Consider the following 21,322-nt stretch of genomic DNA (forward strand, 5'->3'; position numbering starts at 1 on the left):
CTGCAATATTATATTTTGGAGTGAGAATGAAAGAGTTTGTCAAAAAACCGGCTTTTGTTTTCGGCACCCAGTATTACCGGGCACCGACTCCGTTACCGGAGGAGTGGGAAAACGATCTTGACCGAATCAGAGAATTGGGTCTGAATGCTATTCAGATCCGGGTTCAGTGGCGCCGTAATGAACGTTGTGAAGATGAATATACCTTTGATGATATTGATCGACTGTTTGATTTGGCGGCGGCACGGAAACTGCCGGTTATTTTTAAGTTTCTGATGGAAAATGCTCCGGATTATATTTATGAGAAATACCAGGGGTTTCGTTACGGATTGGACGGGCGTGTGATCCGGCCGGGAGCGCATGGTGCATTTTATATCGGTGGCTGGCTTCCGTGTTTTGATCACCCTGAGGTGATCCGGCGTGCGGAAAAATTCGTCGAAGTGATGGTGATGCGCTACAAGGATCGTCCTGAGTTGCTGCATTGGAATGTGTGGAATGAACCACGCAGCAAACCGATCGGCGAGTGCTGCTGCACCCATTCGGTGGCTTCCTATCGGCAGTTTCTGTATAAGCAATTCGGCTCCATAGAAGCATTGAATCAATGTTATGGCAAGGCCTGGGAAAGTTTTGATACGGTTCAGCCTCCGGCAATGCCGCACGACTATGCAGAATTATATCTGTGGCGGCAGTGGAGTTGGCAAAGCGTTTACAACCGGTTGGCCTTTATGGCACGGAAAGTTCGCGCACTTGACAGTACGCATCCGGTGATGTCTCATGTCGGAGGCTGCAATGTTCTGCAGGATGCCGCCGGAGATGGTTCCGATGATCATTTGAATGCCTCTTTGTTTGATTTTTACGGAACCAGCCTGCCGATTCCGGAACGCTTTGACGATCCGTTGACCCGATGTCTACCGTTTTTTACCTGCGACTGGCTGCGTTCGGTTTCTCCGCAGTTCTGGGTTTATGAGTTGTATCCGGAATGGGGTGACTGGGGAGAACGGACGCGGCCGCAGGATTTTCGCTACAAGGTTGACAGCTGTCTGGCAAGCGGCGCCAAAGGAGTTTTGTTCTGGCAGTTTCGGGCTGAACGCCTTGGCGTGGAAAATGACCTGGCCGGTATTGTGAATATTGACGGCAGTTCCAAGTCGATTACGGAAGCTGTTCAGGCTGCTGCCGACTGGGTGGCCGGACAGGCGGATTTTCTGGCCGAGGCCGAGGCGGTTCCGGATGCTGTGGGTATTCTATATTCCCGTCACAGCGATCTGATCAGCCGGATTGAGGCGACTGGAGTGAATGCGCCGGATCTGCGCGATTTCGAGTTGCGGGGATCCTATACCTATAAATTTAATCTTCAAGGAGTTTATGCGTTGTTTCATGAACTGGGTTTTGCTCCCCGGATGATGGATGACCGTTTTCTTGAACGTGATTTGCCTCAGGTAAAGCTGGTTTATCTGCCGGAGTTTTTTATTATGACCCCGGAAGCAGCGCGGCTGCTGCGGGAATTCGTCAGCAAGGGTGGTACCGTGATTGCTGAGGAAGGATTTGCGTTACGGGATCAGCGTACCTGGCTGCAATACCCGTGGCCGGGGAATGGATTTACCGCTGATTTCGGTATTAAAATTTCAGAACGTTTTGCAAACGCCAAATTACGGCACTCAATTCCGGGTTGCCCGTGCGGGGATTATTTTGCTTCCGTTGCGATTGAGCCGGGAACTGAAGTTTTGCGCCGAACGGCAGATGGAAGACCTCTGGTTACTCGGCGCAGGAGATGGATTTTTCTGGCGACTGATTTGGGTATGGCCTATTTCAGGAATTATGCGGCGCATGGTGAAGAGTGTTTGTGCCTGCTGCATGACATTCTGCCGGTGGCTCCGGATATTGCCGCAACTTCGAAGGTTGCCGTCCGGCGGCTGCAGACCGCGACGGAACGAATGGTTTGGGTGTTCAACCGGAGCGATCGGAATTATCAACAGAACATCGACGGACAGAATATTTCGGTCCCGGCGGATACGACTGTCGCAATTCGTTATCGCCGTCAGGATGTTTGATTCACGTAACGCAACAGAAATGAAAGATTTTCTTCATGAAAAAACAAATAACCATTGCTGTCATCGGTGCCGGTTCCCGTGGCACGATGTATGCCCGACTTGCTCATCTAGCTGAAGACGGCAAATGCCGTGTTGTCGCTGTGGCAGAACCCCGGGATCTGCAGCGTCGGGAACTGGCTGACTATTGTCAGATCCCTCCTGAGTGGCAATTCCGGGATTGGCGTGAGCTCGTGCAACTTCCACGTCTGGCTGATGCCGTGATTGTTGCCACCCAGGATCATGAACATACCGGCCCCGCACTGGCGTTTCTGGAGGCGGGTTATCATCTTCTGCTGGAGAAACCGATGGCGCCGACGGCGGAGGAATATCGTGCCATTGTCGAAGTTGCTCGTAAAAATCAGCGTATTGTCGGCGTCAGCCATGTGCTGCGTTATACTCCGTATTTTCGCAAGCTCCGGGATTTGTTGCAATCCGGGTTGATCGGTGATCTGGTCAGTTTCCGCCACTTTGAAGGAGTGGTTTACTGGCATCAGGCGAAACTCCGGGAGTCTTCTCCGATGATCCTTGCTAAATCCTGTCATGATCTGGATATCCTGCTTTTCATGACCGGTCTGAAGTGTTGCCGTTTAAATAGCTTTGGTGCTCTGCGCCATTTCATACGTGTCAATCAACCTGTCGGTGCCGCAGAACACTGCCTGGATTGCCCGCTGGCGCAAACCTGTGTGTACTCGGCTGTCACCTACTACAGGCGTCATCTGGCGGACGGCAATCACGGTTGGCCGCTGGATATCATTACCGACGACTTCACCGAAGCCGGATTGAACCGGGCGTTGCGGGAGGGACCGTATGGACGTTGTGTATATGCGTGCGACAACGATGTGGTGGATCACCAGACGGTGAATTTCCTCTTTGACAACGATGTATCCGGGACATTCATTTCGGAGGAGGGACGTGGCCGCGAAACCGAATTTTTCGGTACCCACGGCTCCATCTGGGGCAATACCGCCGTGATCAAAGTTCATTGTTTCAACGGTGAAACCTATGAATATGATATGACGGAAACCAACGGTATGCTGGACGGAGGCCATCTGGGAGGAGATGCCGGGTTGATTCATGACTTCATTGAAGCATTGCGCTTTGAAGATGCCTCCCGGTTGACTTCAAGTCCAGAGGTTTCTCTGACCAGTCATCTGATGGCATTTGCCGCCGAAGAATCACGGCTGCAGAATGGGCCGCGTCAAGAGATTGTATTTTAAGATGGAAAGGAAGCCTGTGTTACCATGCTGATGACGATTATGTTGTTTTTTTCCGTTGTTTCCGGTTTCTATGCTGCAGGCGGGGAAGAAGTTGCGGCGGTTGCCGAGGTGCAGCTTGCCCGGGAGGAGAATACCTGTTATGTCATTTGTGTGTCGGAAGATGCGACGGTGTCGGAGCAGGAGGCTGCCCGCGAGTTGAAATTCTGGCTTAACCGGATGACCGGTGCGGATTTTGCGCTGGGGCCGGACTCGGCAGAACAGACGATCTATGTGGGAAATTCCGTCGCGTTTCGTACCGGATTTCCGGAAAAAGCAACTCGTAGCCGGGGACACGATGGCATTTACCTGGCTGCCTCTGCCGATGGGCGGGATATCTTCCTGACGGGAGGGGATCCACGCGGAACGTTGTACGCAGTTGCGACATTTCTGGAGGATTATTGTGGTATTCACTGGTGGACGGCGACGGAAACCCATGTACCGTATGCTCCGGATTTGACAGTCCGGAGGCCCGATCTGGATTATGTGCCTCCATTGGAATTCCGGTCATTGTTTTATTATGGTTATATTACTTCCGGGATTCCCGAACAGGTACGGTTTCGCGTTCGTAACAAGATGAACGGGCATGGCGAGGTGATTCCTCCCGAACTGGGCGGGCATCTGCGGATACTTGGTCTGGCACACACCTTTGAGCAGATGCTGCCGTACCGGGAGTATGGGGCGGAACATCCGGAATGGTTCAGTCTCGTCGACGGAAAACGAATCGGCGGGCAGCAAGAAGGGCAATTGTGCCTGACCAATCCGGAAGTCCGGGACGCCTTGCTGGCAAAATCACTTGAATGGCTGACGAAGAATCCGGATTGCCGAATTATTTCCATTTCCCAGAATGACAACTCCAATGGATGTGAATGTCCCTCTTGTAAGGCATTGGATACTGCGGAGGGGGCTCCGGCGGGAACCCTTTTGGCGTTCATCAATCCGATTGCAGAAGCCATCGGACGTCAATATCCGGAGGTGAAAGTTCTGACTTTGGCGTATTTGCATACTGAAGAGCCGCCAGCAACTTTGCGGCCCGCTTCGAATGTATTGATTCAATTGTGTCCTATTACCACGCGTCGCACCTGTCCTTTTACAGATCCGGCGAACTGTAAATTCATGGAACGGCTCAAAGGGTGGAGTGCCATTGCACCGAATTTATTCATCTGGAATTATAATTGTCAATTCAGTGATTATTTGTGTTTTGTTCCCAACTACTTTTTTCTTGGGGAAGATCTGCGTCTGCTGATGCATCATGGCGCCAAAGGAATTTTTGCTCAGGGAAATTATCAGCTTCCGGTCGGAGATTTCGATGAATTGAAAGGATGGGTTATAGCCAAAATGCTGTGGAATCCCGAATTGGACAACCGGGAACTGGTGAAGGAATTTGCCGAAGGGTATTACGGTGCGGCAGCTCCATGGATTCTGAAGATTCTGGAGCGACTGAGCCTGAATGCTGAAAATAATGAACTTGGTGCATCGCTGGAAGAAGTGATTGCGTTGGATGAGTAGAGGTCTTCGGAACCGTTGCCGGCATAATTCCGGTGCTTTCAGTCGATTTTTTTCAGAAAAATAGCTGTGTCGAAAAAACATTATCGTGAAACTTGAAACTAGGAACGTTGGTTCTATCTCTAAACATTTGTCTTATTTTACTGGAGCTGATTATGAATAGTTTTTTTACATTGGCACTCGCCGGACTATTTTGTACCGAATTGAGTGTGTTGGCGCAGAGTGAAACTATTACGGTGGAAGAACGTTATCTTTCGGAAATCCCCGCAGTGGAGGATGCCACCTTTTTTTCCTGGAACTCGCAATTGCCCACTCGCGGCCTTTATTATGACGGGCCCGAGTATCAAGGAAAGCCTACGAAAGTATTTGCTTTTCTCGGGATTCCGGAAGTTCCAGAGGGAAAAACCGTGCCTGGGATCGTGTTGGTTCATGGAGGCGGAGGAACCGCCTTCCGGGAATGGGTGGAACTATGGATGTCGCGCGGATATGCTGCCATCGCCATGGATTTGTGCGGAGCAATTCCAGTCTACGCTCCGGGAACTCATAGCTGGATGCGCATTCCGGATTCGGGAGGACCGGCCGGCTGGGATGCCTCCTTTTCTCAATTGGATCAACCGATAGCCGATCAGTGGCCGTATTATGCGGTAAATGCCATTGCGCGAGCCCGGACACTCCTCGGCAGTCAATCCGGCGTTGATACCGACCGGATTGCCATTACCGGAGTTTCATGGGGTGGTTATCTGACATGTATTACCGTCGGAGTGGATTCGCGCTATGTTTTCGCCGCTCCCATTTACGGGTGCGGCTTCCTGCGCGACAAATCGGCCTGGATGGAGACTCTCCGGAAACCGGAGATGGCGCTGTGGAACGAATTGTGCGATCCGGCCGCTTATCTGGCTTCGGTGTCCATGCCGATTCTATGGGTTGCCGGTACCAATGACGGTGCTTATCCATTGGAATCCCTGCAGAAAAGTGCGGAACTGGTACCGGCTCCGGTAACCCGGTCCATTACGATGCGGATGCCCCATGGCCACGGCGGTTCAGGAGAGCTGCCGGAGGCTGTCCGAATTACCGCTGATTATTTCTGCAAAGGAGAGGGGGCGCCTTTACCGGCCATTTCCGGGGCGACAGTGTATAACGGAATTCTGACAGTTTCCGGGACTGCGAAGCTGCCGGTTGTACGTGCTGAGCTGTTGTTTACATCCGATCGGGAAAATGTGAAAAAAAACTGGGTGGACTTGAACTGGAAGGCCATTCCGGCCGAATGCCATGCAACGCCGGATGGTTTTGAAGCTGTGGTGGCAATTCCTGCTGACGCCACCCAGTATATTCTCAATGTTTATGATCAGCGCGATGTTCCTGCCAGTACTCGTTTGTTTACTGTTATTCCAGAGGAGAACTGATTGAGATGTTGTCTTATTCGTACAGAAAATACGGTAATTTCAGTGCCGACGGCCGTGAATTTGTCATCACCCGGATGGATACGCCCCGTCCATGGCTGAACTACGCTTGGAGCCGTCATCTGCTTGCTGATATCGATCAATGCGGAGCGGGATCAAGTTTTTATCGCGATGATAACGGGAATCGTTCTGTGCCGATCAATCGCCGTTTTATCTATCTGCGCGATAGTGCTTTCGGCGAGTTCTGGACGGTTAGCTGGGGGATGTCCGTCGCGAAAAGGCGGAATACCGCTGCCGTCACGGGCTTGGCTATTCGGTTCTTGAATGCCGTTATCGTGATTGGGAATGCCGTTGGACGATCACTGTCGGAGGCAATGATGCTGAAGTCTGGCACATGGAAGTGGTAAACCTGGCACCGGAGGCGCGGGACATCGAACTCTATGCTGGAGTCGGTTTTGAGCTTGGAGGCTGGGTGCCCTATGGCGGTCTCGAAAACTATGCAGTGGCGGAAGCATTGTCTGCCGGGTTGATTTATGCCGACAACAGTTACGATCGTGAACGTGCCGACGTCCGTAACGATGCATTTTTCGCTGCACTCCGGAATCCTGACGGTGTGGCATGTAGCAAGCGACGTTTCATGGGGGATGTGTACCGGAACTGGGATGCACCACAGTCTGTCGTGGCTGGAGGAACTCCTGACAGCACCCGGGCTATGAACGAGGATATGGTCGGTGTGGCTTATTACCGACTTCATATTGCTGTTGCGAAGCCGTGGCATGCCGAGTTTGTCAATGCACCTTTGATGAAGCCGAAGCGCAAAAACTGGTGCAAGCTGCTGATTTTGCAGCGGCTATGCGTGAAAATGCAGCCAGAACAGAATGTTTAAACGGGTTGATTTCGAACTGCCGGATATGGAGTGGAGCCGCTTTTTCAATATCTGGGGCAAACAGCAGCTGATGCTGCTCAAAGATTACGCCCGGATTTTTCTGATCGGTTTTCGCGATACCCTGCAGGATGCGATGGCAATCGCCGCATATGCGCCGGAATTGGCTGCAGATTCGATCCGCAATACCCTGCGTCATCAATATGCTGACGGGAGTACTCTGCGTGGTTGGTGTCCTCTGGATACGCACAAGTACGGCGATGGGGGTGTTTGGATTGCTCCGGCTGTTGCCGAATATGTGAAAGAAACCGGAAATATTGAGTTTCTGGATGAAATGGTGCCGTACTTTGATGGAGGCAGTGCATCGGTATGGGAACATTTGCAGCAGGCGTTCCGTTGGTTTGAAGCGAACTTGGGGCGTCACGGTTTTCCTAAGCTGTATTTTGGCGATTGGAATGATTCGCTGAATATCGGACATGGCGGTGAAGGGGAAAGCATCTGGATTGCGCTTGCTCTGATTGTTGCGTATGATGATGCAGCGCTTCTGGCACGTCATGCCGGCAAAAGCAAGGATGAAGCCGATTTCACTGCTCAAGCGGCCGTTATGCGGAAACGTGTCGAAAAGCTGGCCTGGGATGGCAACTGGTATTTACGAAGCCTTCACGATGCGGGAGGTCACGTCGGAGGGCACGCCAACTCTGCCGGATCGATTTTTAGTGAACCGCAAAGCTGGGCGGTTTTTGCCCGGATGAATCCGGAACGGTTGAAACTGGTGCATCGTGCAGTAGCAGAGCGTCTCCGCACTCCGATGGGTCTGTTGGTATGCGATCCGCCATTTATGCAGTTCGATCCTGTTTATGGGCGTATCACCTGCATGCGTTCCAGATGGGGGGAAATGCCAGCTGTTATTGCCATGTGACCGCGTTTCAGGCAGTTGCCGATTGCATGATGCGGGACGGAGAAGCTGCCTGGGCAAGCCCGGAATCCATAGTTCCATTTAACCCGGCACTGTCAGTGGAGGTCAGCCGGCTTGAACCTTATGCATTTACCAACATGTTCCGCGGTCCCGCCAATGTCTGGACAGGAGAAACCTTCAAAGGTTGGACTTTCGGTACCGTGCCATGGGCCATGCGGGCAATGACACATTATATGCTTGGAATCCGCCCTGATTATGATGCGCTCCTCCTGGATCCGGTCTGGCCGAAGCATTGGGATCTCGTGTCAATTCACCGGCAATGGCGTGGTTTCGATTTTGAAATGGAGCTTCTTAACCTCAATACTGCTTACTTAGTTAAAATCATGGATTGTTGACACCTTGGAATCGACAAAAAACACTTTTTATACTCCATCCTTTGACTTTCGCTTCACCGCTCATTCGCGAGTAACACCGCGTGAGGATACGCATCGCGTAGCGGCGATTTCTTCAATAATTTCGCGTCGGATATTTTTAATCAGATTCCTACTGAGGGGGAAAACGCGCGGAGGTGATCTTTCTCCGCAAAATCCTGACAGTTCCGCTAAACGATAACGAATCCGGATCAATGTGTTTTTTCAGTGCCGCCTTGTACATCAATGTCCGTACCGTATAGTGTGCAAGGAAAAATCCATAAAGTTCCTGAATAACCAATTCCGGGGTTTTGCTTCGTAGATTTGTCCCCGGCAATTTCAAGTGATTTTTTAACTCGTCATACCCAATTTCAATTTCCCATCGTTCCTGGTACAATTGTGCGAGTTCAATTGCCGGAGCTTCTTCCGGCACAAGTATATTTGTGATCAGGCGGTATTTCTCTTTCGCACCTTTGAGTGTATATTCAATAATCCGCACCTGAATTCCATTGATCTTTTTCCGATGTTCTAAACCGCTGTAAAATGTACTCAAAAATGAGCCGTCAGGCAACATCTTTTCACATTCAAATTTCATATTATTTCGGATCCGAAACAGCAAAGCAGCTTCGGATGTCATAGCTTCCGCAAAAAATGGATAACAGCCGAAGCCACGGTCGGCAATCAACAGCATGCTTGAGTCCAAGTGAGGAATCAAACGCTTTGCTTGAGTATTCTCGCCTTCCCGGAAAGGTCCATGTGTTGCAGCTGTGATGGCGTGTGTGCCGACTTCAATCATTGCCGTCAAACGTAATTGAGGAAACGCCGTGGTTCCGCGAGAACAAGGCGGGAGACCAAAATAATCACTGTTCGCTTTTTCATCCGGGAGAGCGAAAGTTGTTCCGTCTATCGCCATCAAGCGCCATTTTTTGTAAAAAGCAAATGTTGACTCCGACGAGGCCAGAGGGCGACAAACATCTTGAAATAAGACTTCCATTAACTTACTGCCCAAGCGTTTTCTTGCGCGTGAAATTCCTCCGCGGCCTTCAATGGCTCCGCAGGGAAGTTTTAACTTCAGCCACTGCATACCTTACAGGAGGCATCGAAGAACTTCCTGCAAAGACACGCTCGAGTAGAGCGAAAGACAAATAACGTAATATGCCATCAATTCCAACGGCAATTTGCGATAGCGTTTTGTTGCAAGACCGCATTTTTGCAGCGCATTGGTGAGCGCATCGAAAGAAACAACTCCAAGCAGAGAGGCTAAGGTCAAAAAATCACTTTCACGAAAATTAGCCGACAAACAAGATTTTGTACGCGCCATACAGTCCTCCGGGGGATTTGATGGATAATATAACATTGTTCTTGTAAATGTCAAGTTTTAAGTAAGCAGTATTGAGGTTAGCGGCCGACTTTTTCGGCGAAACTTTCGGCCATCTCCTGCAACGCTTCCTGATCGGCGGCAGCTTCACTCTGGAACACCAGGCAGAAATAAGGGCCGAAGCCTTCCCAGAGTTCCTTGGGTTCCAGGTAGAATGTTTGCGGCGGCAGGACGGTCGCTTCGATACCGTCCTGGCCGCGCTGGCGGAAAAAGCTCCGGCCGTCGATGGAAAAGATGTAATTGTCGTAGCGGTTCTGGACGATTTTCATGCCGTGCGGCAGCGAGGTGATCTGCTTTGCGCCGGCCGGCAGATCGAACAGCCAGTTGTAGGCTTCCAAACGGGCGCCGTTCTGGTCGGTGCTGTTGAGCGTATTGATGCGCAGCAGCGCGATCGGCCATTTTTTACTGATGAAAATGGAATAATCCAGCAAAAAATTCCGGATGCCGGCAGTGCTTTCGCCATTGTATTCGCAGATGACTTCCAGTTCCATCCAGTCCGGCGTCGCCGTACTCGTTCTGGTGCGGACCAACTGATTGACGACGCTGCGTCCGAAGGTCGGCTGATACGCGCTGCCGGTCTCTTCATAAAGAATCAGAGCGAAATTCAATTTCATCAGTTCCTGATCGGGGGCGGCGATGAAACTGATTTCCGGCGCGTTGGAGGTTGACACCTGAGCAAAAACGCTCGAGGTACCGAGCTGGTAACGCGAAACCGCCCGGCGGGAATTCGTTTCGCCGAAGCTTGGCAAACAGGACAAAAGCGCCGTCAGCAGCAATAATACTTTCATCATTTATCTCCTTGTGGCGAACTGGAAGGGGCGGCCGGAGTCGGAAAATGGCGGCTGCCGCTCAGCAGTCTGGCCATGGCGGCCCGCAATTTCAACAGTTCCGAAGCGTTGGCATTGTATTGGGTTGGCGTGGTGACCAGTTGTTCGTAACAGCGTTGCCATAAGGACAATTCCTTCAGCAGTTCTTCGCCGAATTGCCGTTCATCATCACTCAATTGCGGGAGCAGGGCCGAGATTCGCCCGGTCTCCTGGCGCAGCAGTTGGAAATATTCGCGATCTTCCAGACCGTCGCGGATCATTTCCAGCCGTAACGACGGCAACGGCGCTTCGGTCACCGGCGCCGTTGCGGCCTGGCGGTTCGGCGGATAGATCAGCAAGCCGTCGCCGTTGCTGCGCGGACGCCCCTCCGCGGTATAAGTCATGGCGTCTTCCCAGGGATTGCGCAGGTTGCCGTCCGGCAGCCGGCCCAGCGCATCGATGGCCCAGTACCATGAACCGTCGATGCCGTAACTTTCCGCCAGCCAGAAACGCAGCCGCGGCAGGACGGCCGGGCTGTCGATATTGTTGCCCGGATAGGGATAACGCTGGCGGCTGCTGACCTGCCACCATAGCTCGTGATTCCTGCCCAGTTGTCCGATGGTTGCCGGATCGAGGCCGTGCAGCCGGAGCAGCCAGGCGTCGGCGCTTTCCGCCATGCGCTGCAGGGGATCGCGCGGCAACGGCTTCAAAATTTTAATGCCGTCATCCGGCGGCGGTTCGACATTGGAATCGGCCGGCGACGCGAAGAAATAGCATTGCTCCAGCCAGTGGTGATCGGCCAGAAAGGCCCGGAATTCCGGATAGTGTCCGGTGGGCATCCAGCCGGCCGGATTGAAGGAGTTGAAATGATCTTCATCCAGATATTTTTGTCCGGCAGTCTCGAGTCCCGCCCGGTTCAAGGCACCGTCCTCCTGCAACGCGGGAGTAAATTGAAAAACATTGTCGGGCGCGATGCGGTATTCCTTGAGCAAAGCCAGCGTCCGGTCGAAGGCGGCTTGACGTTCTGCCGCGGATTGCAGCCCCATGAAGTCGAACAGTTCGCCGGTGAGCGCGTAGGAACTGCGCATCGTCGTCGTTTCCGGCAGGTCGAAATCGAACACCTGCAACCCGACCGGGATGGACAGCATGTCCGCCGGATTGGCGGTTTTCAGCATGACCAGTCCGCGGTAAAAACCGCTGGGGGTGCCGGCCGGAACTTTGACCCGCAGATAAAATAGATTATTGACGTTCGGTTCGGCATGAAATTGGCCGGCCAGCGGAACCAGCGGGTCGGCCCATCGGCCCGGATAGCCGAATTGGTCGGAGGCGATGGCCACATTGACGCGCTCCAGTTGAAAACATTGAAAATGTTCCGCCGTCAGAATTTTGCCGTCCTCGGTGGAGAAATCGGCCACCGTCACTTGATAATCCTGCGCCTGTTCGGACCGGATGATCAGTTGGACCGCTTCATATTCGTTGCCAGCGGCGGAGAATCTGGCGGCCGGCTGAAAGGCCTCCGGCACTTCGGCATCGGCGGCAACCTTGCTGGCCGACGGTGCCGTCCAGACCGTGCAGTTGGGCCGGGCCAGCAATCTGGCGGCTCCGGGAATGCCGGCGGCCGGTTCGACATAATCGATGGCCCTGAAAATACCGGCGCTGTATAATTGATTGTTCCGGTAGAGCCGCAGCAGAATGCGGTTGTCCGAAGTGAACTGTTCCGGGGACAGCGGGACGATGATTTTGGTGCCGGACAGCGAAAAAGTTTCGGTGGTGGAACGGCTGGCGTTGGTGATCGTCACTTTGAGCTGATCTCCGGCCGGACAGGAAATCGACAGCGCCGGCGGCTGGCGTTCTACCGTCACGGCCAGCGCGTTTGGATGAGGAGAAACCACCGCCGGCGTAAAAAGTGCCGGCAGTTGCCAGGTGCTGGTGCTGCCGTTCAGATAAAATGTTTGCGCGGTTCCGTCGGGAAACTTCACGGTCCTGGCACAGTTGAAGCCGAACAGCGCTTCGCCGAACCCGGCGGCTTCAAAATAATTGAGCGGAATCGCCAGTTTCAGTTGCCAGCCGTTGGCGGTCTTGACGACGGAGCTGCGGGTCGTGCTGTTCCAGCGGTAGCTCCACATCTTGCCGTCGGCGATCTCATTGGCCGGCGTGGCGTTGATGAAAAAGTAGTTGCGCAGTTTCAAACCCGGATCGAAGAGAAGGCCGACATGCTCTTCCCCGGCGAAAGACGCGTCGCGCTCCGTTCTGAATGGCGTCGGTTTCACCGCTGCCGGTAACGGTTCCGGCGTTGTCAGATCGAGTGAAAGGAAAAGCGTCCGGTCATTGGCCAGAAAGCGGACAGTGGTTCCGGCTTCCGGCGGCCCGAACGACTGGACGGGCGCTTCGGCGAAGGCTGCATCGTCCGGCAGCAGATTGCTCGACAGCTCCGTTACCGGGATGGTCAGTGCCGCTGCCGGCGTAATTTTGACCACTTCCGTTCCGACTGCGGAAAAGACGTAATTTGCTGCGCTGAGCAGCGCCAGGGCGAGAATGGTTGACAGGATTTTCATTCAGAGTCACCTCGATAACGGTTGGCGGCACAAGACAGGGCCCGCTTGGTTTTGGCGCTCGGCGTCGCCTGCCAGGGATTGTCCGGCCAGGGATGCTTGGGATAACGCCCCTTCAGTTCGGCTTTGACGTAATCGTAGGAGTTGTCCCAGAAACTTTTCAGATCCTCGGTGATTTGAACCGGCCGGCCGGCCGGAGAACAGAGATGCAGCAGTAATTTTACGTTACCGTTCAAAATGGTCGGGGTTTCCCCCAGGCCGAACAACTCCTGCAGCTTGACCGCCAGCACCGGCCGCGGTCCGGAATAATCAATGCGGTGCTCGGCGCCGGACGGCACCCGGATTTTTTCCGGCGCCAGTTGCTCGAGCAACTGGCGTTGCCGGTAATCGAGCCGGCTGTGCAATGCACCGGCCCAATCGATTTCGGCAACGAAATTTTTTTTCAGATGGGACGGCAGGAACGGTTCGAGAAACGTCGGCAATTGGCGCAGCAATGCTTCGTCGGACAAGTCCGGCCAGGCTTGTTCCGGCAGGTTGTCATGCAGAAATTGAACCCGGCTCCGCCACTGGCGCAGGGCGGACGTCCAGTTGAGACAGTCAAGACCGCTCCGTTTCAAATATTCCAGTTGGGCTTGCCGGCGCAATTCCGGCGGCAGATCCGGCACACTCTTTTCAGAGATGATCAATTGGCCGAGCTGCAGACGCTCGAAAACGAAACAGCGGCCGGCCGCCAGATCGTATTCGACACCGCCGCGGCGCTGCAGACGGTGCCCGTGATAGCGCTCCAGCGCTTCCGGACTCAGCTCGGCTGCCAGGCGGATCCGGGCGGTCGGCCCGCTGCCGTCCAGGTCGGCGACGACCAGAAAGCGGCAGCGTTCCAGCGTACAGGCCGACGGAAAAACGGCGGCCCGGCCGTTGGCCAGCAGAAATCCATTGTCGCGCCGGCCGGCAATCCGATCCGGGTAGGCGAAACTCAACAGAACGCCAGCCAGTTCCGGCCGCTGCTGCCGACGGTCCAAATGCAGCCGGCCAGCCAGGCGGTCGGCCAGTTCGGCGACCCGGCGGTCGGTCTGCAGCAGCAGCGCTTCGACATCCGGCTGGCTGAGACGGCGCAAATCGCCCTCGGTCAGCCAGGCGGCTAACTGCAGGGCGGTGCCTTCCGCCTGCAGGGCTCCGGACTGTAGCAGCATGTTGGCCAGGCGCGGATGCAGGCCGCTCTGGAGCATCCAGCGTCCGGCCCCGGTTAAATTGCCGGTCCGGTCCAGCGCCTCCAATTGCTGCAACAGCGCGACCGCCTGACGGTAATTGCCGGGTGGCGGCGGATCCAGCCAACGCAATTCGGCCGGGTTTTTGACGCCCCAACCAGCCAGCTCCAACGCCAGCGGCGCCAGATCGGCACTGAGAATTTCGGGCGGCTGGAACGGGATCAGTTGTTCTTGAACTTCCGTCGTCCACAGCCGGAAACAAACGCCTTCGGTCAATCGTCCGGCCCGGCCGCGGCGCTGGTCGGCGGAGGCCCGGGAAATCCGGACGGTTTTCAGGTGGCCGATGGCGGAGTTCGGATCGAAACAGGCAACCCGTCCCAGGCCGCTGTCGATGACTATCCGGATGCCGTCGATGGTCAGACTGCTTTCGGCAATCGACGTGGCTAGGACGATTTTGCGTTCCGGTTCCCGGCAGGGGGCGATCGCCAGTTGCTGTTCTTCCGGCGTCAGGCGGCCGTAGAGCGGGTAGAGCCGGATGGCCGGATCGGTCAGATGGCGGCGCAGCGTTTCGACGCAACGCCGGATCCAGCTTTCGCCGGGCAGGAAAATTAACAGGCTGCCCGTTTCGGTCCGCAGCGCATGAAGAACGACGTCGGCGACCAACTCTTCCAGCGGGCGTTCCTGAGCGACCGCCCGGTAAATGGTCCGCACCGGAAATTGCCGGCCGGCGGACTGCACCAGCGGCGCCGCCAGAAAAGCGCCGGTCTTTTCGGCATCCAGCGTGGCCGACATGACCAGCAGGCGCAAATCTTCGCGCAATTCGGCGGCGTCCAGCGTCAAGGCGAGCGCCAGGTCATTTTGCAGACTGCGCTCATGAAATTCGTCGAAAACGACCGCGGAAACGCCTTTCAACTCCGGATCTTCCTGGAGCATACGGACCAGGATCCCGTCGGTAACAACTTCGATCAGCGTTTCCCGGCTGCTCTTGGTGGCCAGGCGCATCCGGTAACCGATATGTCTGCCGACCGGTTCGCCAAGCAGAGCGGCCATGCGTCCGGCCGCGGCCAGCGCCGCCAGGCGGCGCGGTTCCAGGATGAGAATTTTGCCATGTCTCCAGGGTTCGTTCAGCAAAGCCAGCGGCAGAACCGTCGTTTTGCCGGCTCCGGGCGGCGCGCTCAGCACGCAGCGATGTTCCGACTGCAAATGCCGGCGCAGGTCGTCAAGGACGGCCAGCGCCGGATACTGGTTGCGGTTCAATTCTGCCGGAAAAGGAATCATCGACAATCCTGATTGGGGTTAACAACAGTCTTTGACCTCAAAATCGGCCGGATTGTTCTACTGGAAACACGTTTCGTACTCTTCTGCCGCCGCCGTGATGGTTTCCCACAGGTAATCGAGCGTTTCCGCAACGGTGTCCGGAATATCTGCACCCATCAGGTCGATGGTCTGCTTGAAGCGCAATTGCGGATTGAGCAGCAAATCGAAGGTTTCCTCATCGCAGACGACTTCGAGAAAGACGTGCGACCAGCCCGACCGGCGGCTGCCGGAGGAGGAAACTAGCTTGCCTTCGCGGTCGACAGCGATTTGACCGCCGGTCATTGTGCCTTCCATATTTTGCAGCAGCATGTCTTCCAGGACGGGACGGATGGCGGCCAGATCGATCTTCATCTTCACGCTCCGGCCTTTTCGTCGTTTTCCCTGTTATGGCGATAGGCTTCCGTACCGGAAATGTGGACGACGGAACCGATGAACAAATGATGAAAATCCCGTTGAGGATAACAATCCTTGAGGATGGATTTCTCCAGGAAATTTTTGCCCAGCAGCTTATCGATATAGATCTTCCGGCATTCGATGACCAATTCGGCTTCCGCAAAGGCCGGCGCCGCCACCCGGGAGGCCGCCGCCAGGGTCAGATTGCAGGCGGCGAATTTATCTTCGTCCCGACCGGAGTGACTGCCGCAGAAAGCGAGAATCGCCCGGCAGGATTCCGGAAACGCGCTCAGCGTAAAGGTTTCGTATTCGTTCATGAATTCCAGCGTATGGCGCTGCGGCCGCACCGCCGCCGTCACCACCGGCAGATTCCACATCGTTCCCATCATGCCCCAGCCGACCGTCATCGCGTTGAATTTGCCGGCGGCCAGGTCGCCGGCCGCCAGCAGCATCCAGCGTTTGCTGAGCAATTGAAAAATCCGGCAATTGAACTCTTCCGGTGCGATATCCGTCAAAAAATCTTTCATCATCACTTCATCTCCTGTTCCTGAAATTTATGGCCGTGCGCTTCGAGAAATTCCACCGCCAGGTGGATGCTGATGCGCCAGGTCCATTTTAATGCTTCGAACAACAGCAACAGCGGGTCGGCTCCGGCTGTTTCGCCGTTTGCTTCGGCGGCGGCATGCCAGCGCTGGAACGCATCGGTCATGTCGCCGGGAAAATTCAGCGATTTGAAATGGCCGACCAGCCCGTCTCCGGCATACAGCGGCACCTTGCCGTCGAACATGCCGGACGCGTCGAAGGTCACCGGCGTATGGGTGCAATGACTGGCGACCGCTTCGGCCGCCTTGGCGTAAACATAAGTGAACAGCGACAAAACTTCCGCTTCGGAAAATTCCGTCCGGTGCTCCTGTTCCAATTGTCTGGCCATCGATTCGAAGAGAAGCCGGAAAAGTTTTTCCTCGCTGTCGACCAACTCTCTGATGACGCTCAGCGGGCCGTTCAGATAACCGGCGGCACGCGCCTCTTCGATCATCGTCCGGGCCAGCGAACGGTAGACATTCGATTCCATCATCGCCCTCCTGTAGTTGTGCGTTGCCAGTCAATGCCGCCGCCGCGGTGGGCGGCGAGCCAGGCGTTGGCCTGCGAAAAAGGCCGGCTGCCGAAAAAGCCGCGGTAGGCCGATAACGGCGAGGGGTGGGCGGCGGCCAGTACCAGATGCTTGTTTTCATCGATCAGCGGACGTTTTTTCTGGGCCGGCGTTCCCCACAGCAGAAATACCGCTCCCGGACTTTCGGCGCTGACCAGCCGGATTGCCGCATCGGTTACAGTCTCCCAGCCGTGCTTTTGATGGGAATTGGCCTGGTGGGCGCGAACCGTCAACACGGTGTTCAACAGCAGCACGCCCTGGCTGGCCCAGCCGGTCAAACTGCCGGATTGCGGTGCCGGGCAGCCGAGGTCATCGGCCAGTTCTTTGTAAATATTGCGCAACGAGGGCGGAATTTTAACGCCGTCCGGAACGGAAAAGGCCAGGCCGTGTGCCTGAAAATCGTCATGGTAAGGATCCTGGCCCAGAATGACCGCCTTGACCGCGTCCGGCTGCAGCGGTTCGAAGGCGGCAAAACAACACTCTTCCGGCGGAAAGACCGTATGCTGGCGGCGCTCCTCCTGAACGAACGCCGCCAGCGACTGCAGCACTTCCGTCGGCACCAGCGCGTTCAAACCGCTCCGCCAGCCCGGCGGCAGCCGGTCAAATAACCCTGCGGAAGTCATTTCGCGCAATTGAGCATGCCGCCGGCCAGAATGATCCGGACATCCTCGTCGGCCAGTTGACGGTTCAACTCGATTTCCAGCGTTTCGCCGGCCGGCTTGACGACTCTGGCGACGATCGGCACCGCGGAATTCTGCAATTGCTCACGGATATTTTCGATTTTCACCGCGTCGCCGGCCTCGATTTTGTCATAATCCGCCGCTTCGGCAAAGGTCAGCGGCAGGATGCCGAAATTGACCAGATTAGCGCGGTGAATCCGTTCGATCGCCAGTGCGATCACCGCTTTGATGCCGAGGTACATCGGACAAATCGCCGCGTGTTCGCGGCTGGAACCCTGACCGTAGCTGTCGCGTCCGACGATGATGCCGTGGTGATGGCGGTCGCGAACCGCCGCCGCCCGTTCGGCAAAGGTCGGCTGGCCTTCGGTGTTGAAACATTCGAAGACGACTTTGGAGTAGGCCGGGATGTTGCTGCGCAACTTCAAATGTACTCCGGCCGGCATGATGTGGTCGGTGGTAATCTTGTCGCCGACTTTGATCACCACTTCGCCGTCGATTGCGTCCGGCAGCGGCGTATTCAATGGCGGTTCGCCGATGGTCGGCTTGCGAACGATCTCCGCCGCCGGATTCCGGCCCGACGGCGTGATCATATTGTCGTTGATCAGGAAATGGCTGATCTCTTCGATCACCGGACAGTCGATGCCCAGTTCGCGCGGATCGGTCAGGTTGCCGGTCAGAGCGGCGGCAACCGCCGTTTCCGGGCTGACCAGGTAAGCCTGGTCGCCTTTGGTGCCGGTCCGGCCGGCGAAATTGCGGTTGAACGTTCGGACGCTGACGGTGTCGTTGGCCGGACTCTGGCCCTGGCCGATGCACGGTCCGCAGCCGCTCTCCAGAATGCGGGCGCCGGAGGCGATGATGTCGGCCAGCATGCCGTTGCGGGCGAGCATTTCCAGCACCTGGCGGCTGCCCGGCGCGATGGCGAAAGTGACGTTCGGATGAATCCGGCGGCCCTTCAGCACGGCGGCGACCAGCGCCAGGTCGCGGTAGGAGCTGTTGGTGCAGGAGCCGATGATCACCTGGCCGACCGGCAGATGATTCAGCTCCTTGACGGTTTTGATGTGGTCCGGGCTGGACGGGCAGGCGGCCAGCGGCACGAGTTCATCCAGTGCGATCTCAATGACTTGGTCGTATTCGGCGTCGCGGTCGGCCGACAGTTCGACGAAATCCGTCGCCCGCTCCTGGGCCGCCAGAAATTCGCGGGTCCGTTCGTCGGACGGGAAAACCGATGTGGTGACGCCCAGCTCCGCCCCCATGTTGGTGACGGTGGCGCGTTGCGGCACCGATAAAGTGGCGACGCCGGGACCGAAATATTCGACGATGCTGCCGACATTGCCTTTGGTGGTCAGGATCGACAGCAGTTTCAGGATGATGTCTTTGGCGGCGCACCACGGCGACAGCGTCCCGGTCAGTTTGACGCCGATCACTTTCGGGTAGGGAATATGGAACGGTCTGCCGGCCATCGCCAGCGCGACATCGAGGCCGCCGGCGCCGATCGCCAGCATGCCGATGCCGCCGCCGGTCGGCGTATGCGAGTCGGAACCGAGCAGGGTTTTGCCCGGAATGCCGAAGCGTTCCAGGTGCAGTTGATGACAGATGCCGTTGCCGGGAGCGGAGAAATAAACTCCTTTGGCGGCGGCCACCGATTGCAGATACAAATGATCGTTGCGATTTTCCGGCCCGTTCTGCAGCATATTGTGGTCGACGTAGGAGACGGACAGTTCGGTTTTCACTTGCGGGACGTTCATCGCCTCCAGTTCGAGATAAGCCATCGTGCCGGTGGCGTCCTGGGTCAAGGTCTGGTTGATGCGGATGGCGACCGGCCGACCAATGCACTTGTCGCCGGAGACATAATTGCGGTCGATGATTTTCTGTACGACGGTACCTTTGGCCATATTGATGAAATCCTTTGCTTCCAAATTATTGTTAAGATTGCGTTTTTTCCTGAAACGGCATTTCGATATATTGTTCTTCCAATACGTTGAGCGCCTGCTGCCACTCGGCGTACGCCATCACCCGGCTGAAGATGCACTCCTGGTGCGGGTTGAGCTCGCACATGCCGCGCGGGGTCGAGCCGCCGCACGGACCGTTCGACAACCGTTTGGGACAACGCTCCGGGCAGACGAAAAACGTCTGCGGCAGCCGGCAGCGTCGGCAGCCGGAACAGCCGGCGAACAATTTTTTCAGCAACCGCCGGTCGCCGGCCGGTTGGCGGTCGGCGCTGGGAAACAGAAAGCGGCGCAGATGATAGCCCAACCGCTCCCGGCCGGAAAGTTCCGGGCGGCTGAAGTTGAGCAGCCGCGGCGTATTGTCCAGGTACGGGCGGGTCAGCAATTGGTCGAACAGGTAAAAACTGTTCGTGAAAGGCGCCATTTCCGCCCGCGCCATATAGGACTGGTACTCGGTGATCCAGTGTTCGAAGGAACTGTATTCGCGCAGCGCTTCGCTGACGCGGCGGACGGCGATTTTGACTTTGTCCGGCGTATCGACGCCGGCCAGTTGAATACCGCTGTAGCCGAGCAGCCGGCAGCCGGCTGCCTGCAACGCGAGACGCTGCCATTGCGCCGCTTCGAATTGCTTGGCGGAATAGCTCAATTCTTTCCGCAGACTGTTTTGCAGGTCGTTGGAAATATGGATGCCGGGCCAGGCGCCGTTGAGAATTTTATCCATCCGTTCCGGCGTCAGCAGGATCAGCCGGGCAATAGTCGGGTATTCCAGGTTCCGATAGCTCAAATACCAGCGGAGCGCTTGCAGTTTGGCCATGTCCCAGCCGGCCTGCACCATGATGAAATTGGCGCCGCAGTTCAGTTTTTTGATCAGTTTGAAATACTGCATGAACATGTCGTACGGCTTGTATTTGAACGGGTTGACCACGCAGCCCGGGAAGAAGGGCGAGTGCTCGGTCTCCTGCAATTGCTTCAGGACATGGACGTCTTCGGTGAAACAGCGCTGCCGGGTGGCGCGCTCATCCTCATCGGGAAAGCGGTCGCCGGTCACCGGCACGACATTGAAGACGCCGGCCGAAGCGCAGAGGCTCAGCAGTTCCCGCATCTCCTGCGGCGTCGTCCCGCGCCCGCTCAGATAAAGGACGTGGCGGTCGCGCATTTCCGGCGCCAGCGCCGCGGCGTATTCCGCCGTCCGCCAGCAGTCGGTGAAACTGTAACGGTCGGTGATCGCCAGCGAACACGGCAGCTCCGTCCGGCTCAGGACGGCATATTCCAGCGCCGCCAGCCGTTCGGAGGCGGCGCCGGGATCGGTGTCACGGCCCGGCGCGCTGTGTTCGATCAACAGCGAAAAAATACCGTTGTTCAGACACTCGCGCCAGCGGTTGGCCGAAGTGCCGAAATTCATTTCCAGTTGTAATGCGTCGTTCATCGTCCTCGGAAAACTTG

General features: G+C 55.9%; 17 protein-coding genes and 1 pseudogene. 7 read left to right on the forward strand and 11 right to left on the reverse strand.

Translation table 11 applies throughout. The annotated features are described in order from the left end of the window. Positions 1 to 26: 26 nt before the first annotated feature. The 7 genes and pseudogenes from HWX74_RS14845 (at position 27) to HWX74_RS14880 (ending at position 8,437) form a co-directional block, all read left to right on the forward strand. Entirely contained in the window at positions 27 to 2,045 is a 2,019-nt protein-coding gene (locus tag HWX74_RS14845; protein WP_176014280.1) for a beta-galactosidase, read from the forward strand. A 35-nt stretch (positions 2,046 to 2,080) separates the two neighbouring features. After that, positions 2,081 to 3,301, forward strand: coding sequence for a Gfo/Idh/MocA family protein (locus HWX74_RS14850; RefSeq protein ID WP_176014281.1), 1,221 nt, complete (start codon positions 2,081 to 2,083; stop codon positions 3,299 to 3,301). A 24-nt stretch (positions 3,302 to 3,325) separates the two neighbouring features. After that, positions 3,326 to 4,846: a DUF4838 domain-containing protein gene (locus HWX74_RS14855; protein WP_176014282.1), complete on the forward strand. Its 1,521-nt coding sequence runs from the start codon at positions 3,326 to 3,328 to the stop codon at positions 4,844 to 4,846. 152 nt (positions 4,847 to 4,998) lie between these two features. After that, the gene (locus tag HWX74_RS14860) at positions 4,999 to 6,246 is read left to right on the forward strand and encodes a S9 family peptidase (protein ID WP_176014283.1); all 1,248 of its coding nucleotides are present in this window, start codon (positions 4,999 to 5,001) and stop codon (positions 6,244 to 6,246) included. A 74-nt stretch (positions 6,247 to 6,320) separates the two neighbouring features. Then, positions 6,321 to 7,129: pseudogene (locus tag HWX74_RS14870) on the forward strand (hypothetical protein). After that, complete coding sequence (locus HWX74_RS14875; protein WP_176014285.1) at positions 7,122 to 8,045, forward strand: hypothetical protein; 924 nt, start codon at positions 7,122 to 7,124, stop codon at positions 8,043 to 8,045. The pseudogene HWX74_RS14870 and the gene HWX74_RS14875 overlap by 8 nt, the downstream one beginning before the upstream one ends. Positions 8,046 to 8,071: 26 nt before the next feature. Next, positions 8,072 to 8,437 (forward strand): hypothetical protein, encoded by a 366-nt coding sequence (locus tag HWX74_RS14880; protein ID WP_254872326.1) that lies wholly within the window; start codon positions 8,072 to 8,074, stop codon positions 8,435 to 8,437. Between the two features lie 148 nt (positions 8,438 to 8,585). Here the strand turns inward: HWX74_RS14880 and HWX74_RS14885 are convergent, their stop codons facing one another. From HWX74_RS14885 to HWX74_RS14935, 11 genes are all read right to left on the reverse strand, one after another. Beyond that, entirely contained in the window at positions 8,586 to 9,536 is a 951-nt protein-coding gene (locus tag HWX74_RS14885) for an IS4 family transposase (RefSeq protein WP_176014287.1), read from the reverse strand. Between the two features lie 3 nt (positions 9,537 to 9,539). Beyond that, positions 9,540 to 9,773 carry a transposase domain-containing protein gene (locus HWX74_RS14890; RefSeq protein ID WP_176014288.1) on the reverse strand — a complete coding sequence of 78 codons (234 nt, stop codon included), beginning with the start codon at positions 9,771 to 9,773 and terminating at the stop codon, positions 9,540 to 9,542. 77 nt (positions 9,774 to 9,850) lie between these two features. Beyond that, positions 9,851 to 10,621: a hypothetical protein gene (locus HWX74_RS14895; RefSeq protein WP_176014289.1), complete on the reverse strand. Its 771-nt coding sequence runs from the start codon at positions 10,619 to 10,621 to the stop codon at positions 9,851 to 9,853. Next, positions 10,618 to 13,191, reverse strand: a complete 2,574-nt coding sequence (locus HWX74_RS14900) for a glycoside hydrolase domain-containing protein (RefSeq protein WP_176014290.1) — start codon at positions 13,189 to 13,191, stop codon at positions 10,618 to 10,620. Before HWX74_RS14900 ends, HWX74_RS14895 begins: the two co-directional genes overlap by 4 nt. After that, positions 13,188 to 15,671, reverse strand: a complete 2,484-nt coding sequence (gene hrpB / locus HWX74_RS14905; RefSeq protein ID WP_176014291.1) for an ATP-dependent helicase HrpB — start codon at positions 15,669 to 15,671, stop codon at positions 13,188 to 13,190. The genes HWX74_RS14900 and hrpB overlap by 4 nt, the downstream gene beginning before the upstream one ends. Before the next feature lie 57 nt (positions 15,672 to 15,728). After that, complete coding sequence (locus HWX74_RS14910) at positions 15,729 to 16,061, reverse strand: hypothetical protein (protein WP_176014292.1); 333 nt, start codon at positions 16,059 to 16,061, stop codon at positions 15,729 to 15,731. A 2-nt stretch (positions 16,062 to 16,063) separates the two neighbouring features. Then, the gene (locus HWX74_RS14915) at positions 16,064 to 16,633 is read right to left on the reverse strand and encodes a flavin reductase family protein (protein WP_176014293.1); all 570 of its coding nucleotides are present in this window, start codon (positions 16,631 to 16,633) and stop codon (positions 16,064 to 16,066) included. Beyond that, positions 16,633 to 17,178: a hypothetical protein gene (locus HWX74_RS14920; protein ID WP_176014294.1), complete on the reverse strand. Its 546-nt coding sequence runs from the start codon at positions 17,176 to 17,178 to the stop codon at positions 16,633 to 16,635. Before HWX74_RS14920 ends, HWX74_RS14915 begins: the two co-directional genes overlap by 1 nt. Continuing rightward, on the reverse strand, positions 17,175 to 17,876 hold the full coding sequence (gene ung / locus HWX74_RS14925) for a uracil-DNA glycosylase (protein WP_176014609.1): 702 nt from the start codon (positions 17,874 to 17,876) through the stop codon (positions 17,175 to 17,177). The genes HWX74_RS14920 and ung overlap by 4 nt, the downstream gene beginning before the upstream one ends. Next, entirely contained in the window at positions 17,873 to 19,825 is a 1,953-nt protein-coding gene (locus HWX74_RS14930; protein WP_176014295.1) for an aconitate hydratase, read from the reverse strand. The genes ung and HWX74_RS14930 overlap by 4 nt, the downstream gene beginning before the upstream one ends. Positions 19,826 to 19,856: 31 nt before the next feature. Then, positions 19,857 to 21,305, reverse strand: coding sequence for a methylenetetrahydrofolate reductase C-terminal domain-containing protein (locus tag HWX74_RS14935; RefSeq protein ID WP_176014296.1), 1,449 nt, complete (start codon positions 21,303 to 21,305; stop codon positions 19,857 to 19,859). Positions 21,306 to 21,322 lie beyond the last annotated feature (17 nt).

The organism is Victivallis sp. Marseille-Q1083 (assembly GCF_903645315.1).
Taxonomy (GTDB): Bacteria; Verrucomicrobiota; Lentisphaeria; order Victivallales; family Victivallaceae; genus UMGS1518.

Coding starts and splice junctions, on each gene's coding strand:
- HWX74_RS14930 (WP_176014295.1), bottom strand. CDS start 19,825: ATGGCCAAAGGTACCGTCGTACAGAAAATCATCGACCGCAATTATGTC.
- HWX74_RS14935 (WP_176014296.1), bottom strand. CDS start 21,305: ATGAACGACGCATTACAACTGGAAATGAATTTCGGCACTTCGGCCAAC.
- HWX74_RS14910 (WP_176014292.1), bottom strand. CDS start 16,061: ATGAAGATCGATCTGGCCGCCATCCGTCCCGTCCTGGAAGACATGCTG.
- HWX74_RS14890 (WP_176014288.1), bottom strand. CDS start 9,773: ATGGCGCGTACAAAATCTTGTTTGTCGGCTAATTTTCGTGAAAGTGAT.
- HWX74_RS14895 (WP_176014289.1), bottom strand. CDS start 10,621: ATGATGAAAGTATTATTGCTGCTGACGGCGCTTTTGTCCTGTTTGCCA.
- HWX74_RS14845 (WP_176014280.1), top strand. CDS start 27: ATGAAAGAGTTTGTCAAAAAACCGGCTTTTGTTTTCGGCACCCAGTAT.
- HWX74_RS14880 (WP_254872326.1), top strand. CDS start 8,072: ATGATGCGGGACGGAGAAGCTGCCTGGGCAAGCCCGGAATCCATAGTT.
- HWX74_RS14860 (WP_176014283.1), top strand. CDS start 4,999: ATGAATAGTTTTTTTACATTGGCACTCGCCGGACTATTTTGTACCGAA.
- HWX74_RS14875 (WP_176014285.1), top strand. CDS start 7,122: ATGTTTAAACGGGTTGATTTCGAACTGCCGGATATGGAGTGGAGCCGC.
- HWX74_RS14920 (WP_176014294.1), bottom strand. CDS start 17,178: ATGATGGAATCGAATGTCTACCGTTCGCTGGCCCGGACGATGATCGAA.
- HWX74_RS14885 (WP_176014287.1), bottom strand. CDS start 9,536: ATGCAGTGGCTGAAGTTAAAACTTCCCTGCGGAGCCATTGAAGGCCGC.
- ung (WP_176014609.1), bottom strand. CDS start 17,876: ATGACTTCCGCAGGGTTATTTGACCGGCTGCCGCCGGGCTGGCGGAGC.
- HWX74_RS14900 (WP_176014290.1), bottom strand. CDS start 13,191: ATGAAAATCCTGTCAACCATTCTCGCCCTGGCGCTGCTCAGCGCAGCA.
- HWX74_RS14855 (WP_176014282.1), top strand. CDS start 3,326: ATGCTGATGACGATTATGTTGTTTTTTTCCGTTGTTTCCGGTTTCTAT.
- hrpB (WP_176014291.1), bottom strand. CDS start 15,671: ATGATTCCTTTTCCGGCAGAATTGAACCGCAACCAGTATCCGGCGCTG.
- HWX74_RS14915 (WP_176014293.1), bottom strand. CDS start 16,633: ATGATGAAAGATTTTTTGACGGATATCGCACCGGAAGAGTTCAATTGC.
- HWX74_RS14850 (WP_176014281.1), top strand. CDS start 2,081: ATGAAAAAACAAATAACCATTGCTGTCATCGGTGCCGGTTCCCGTGGC.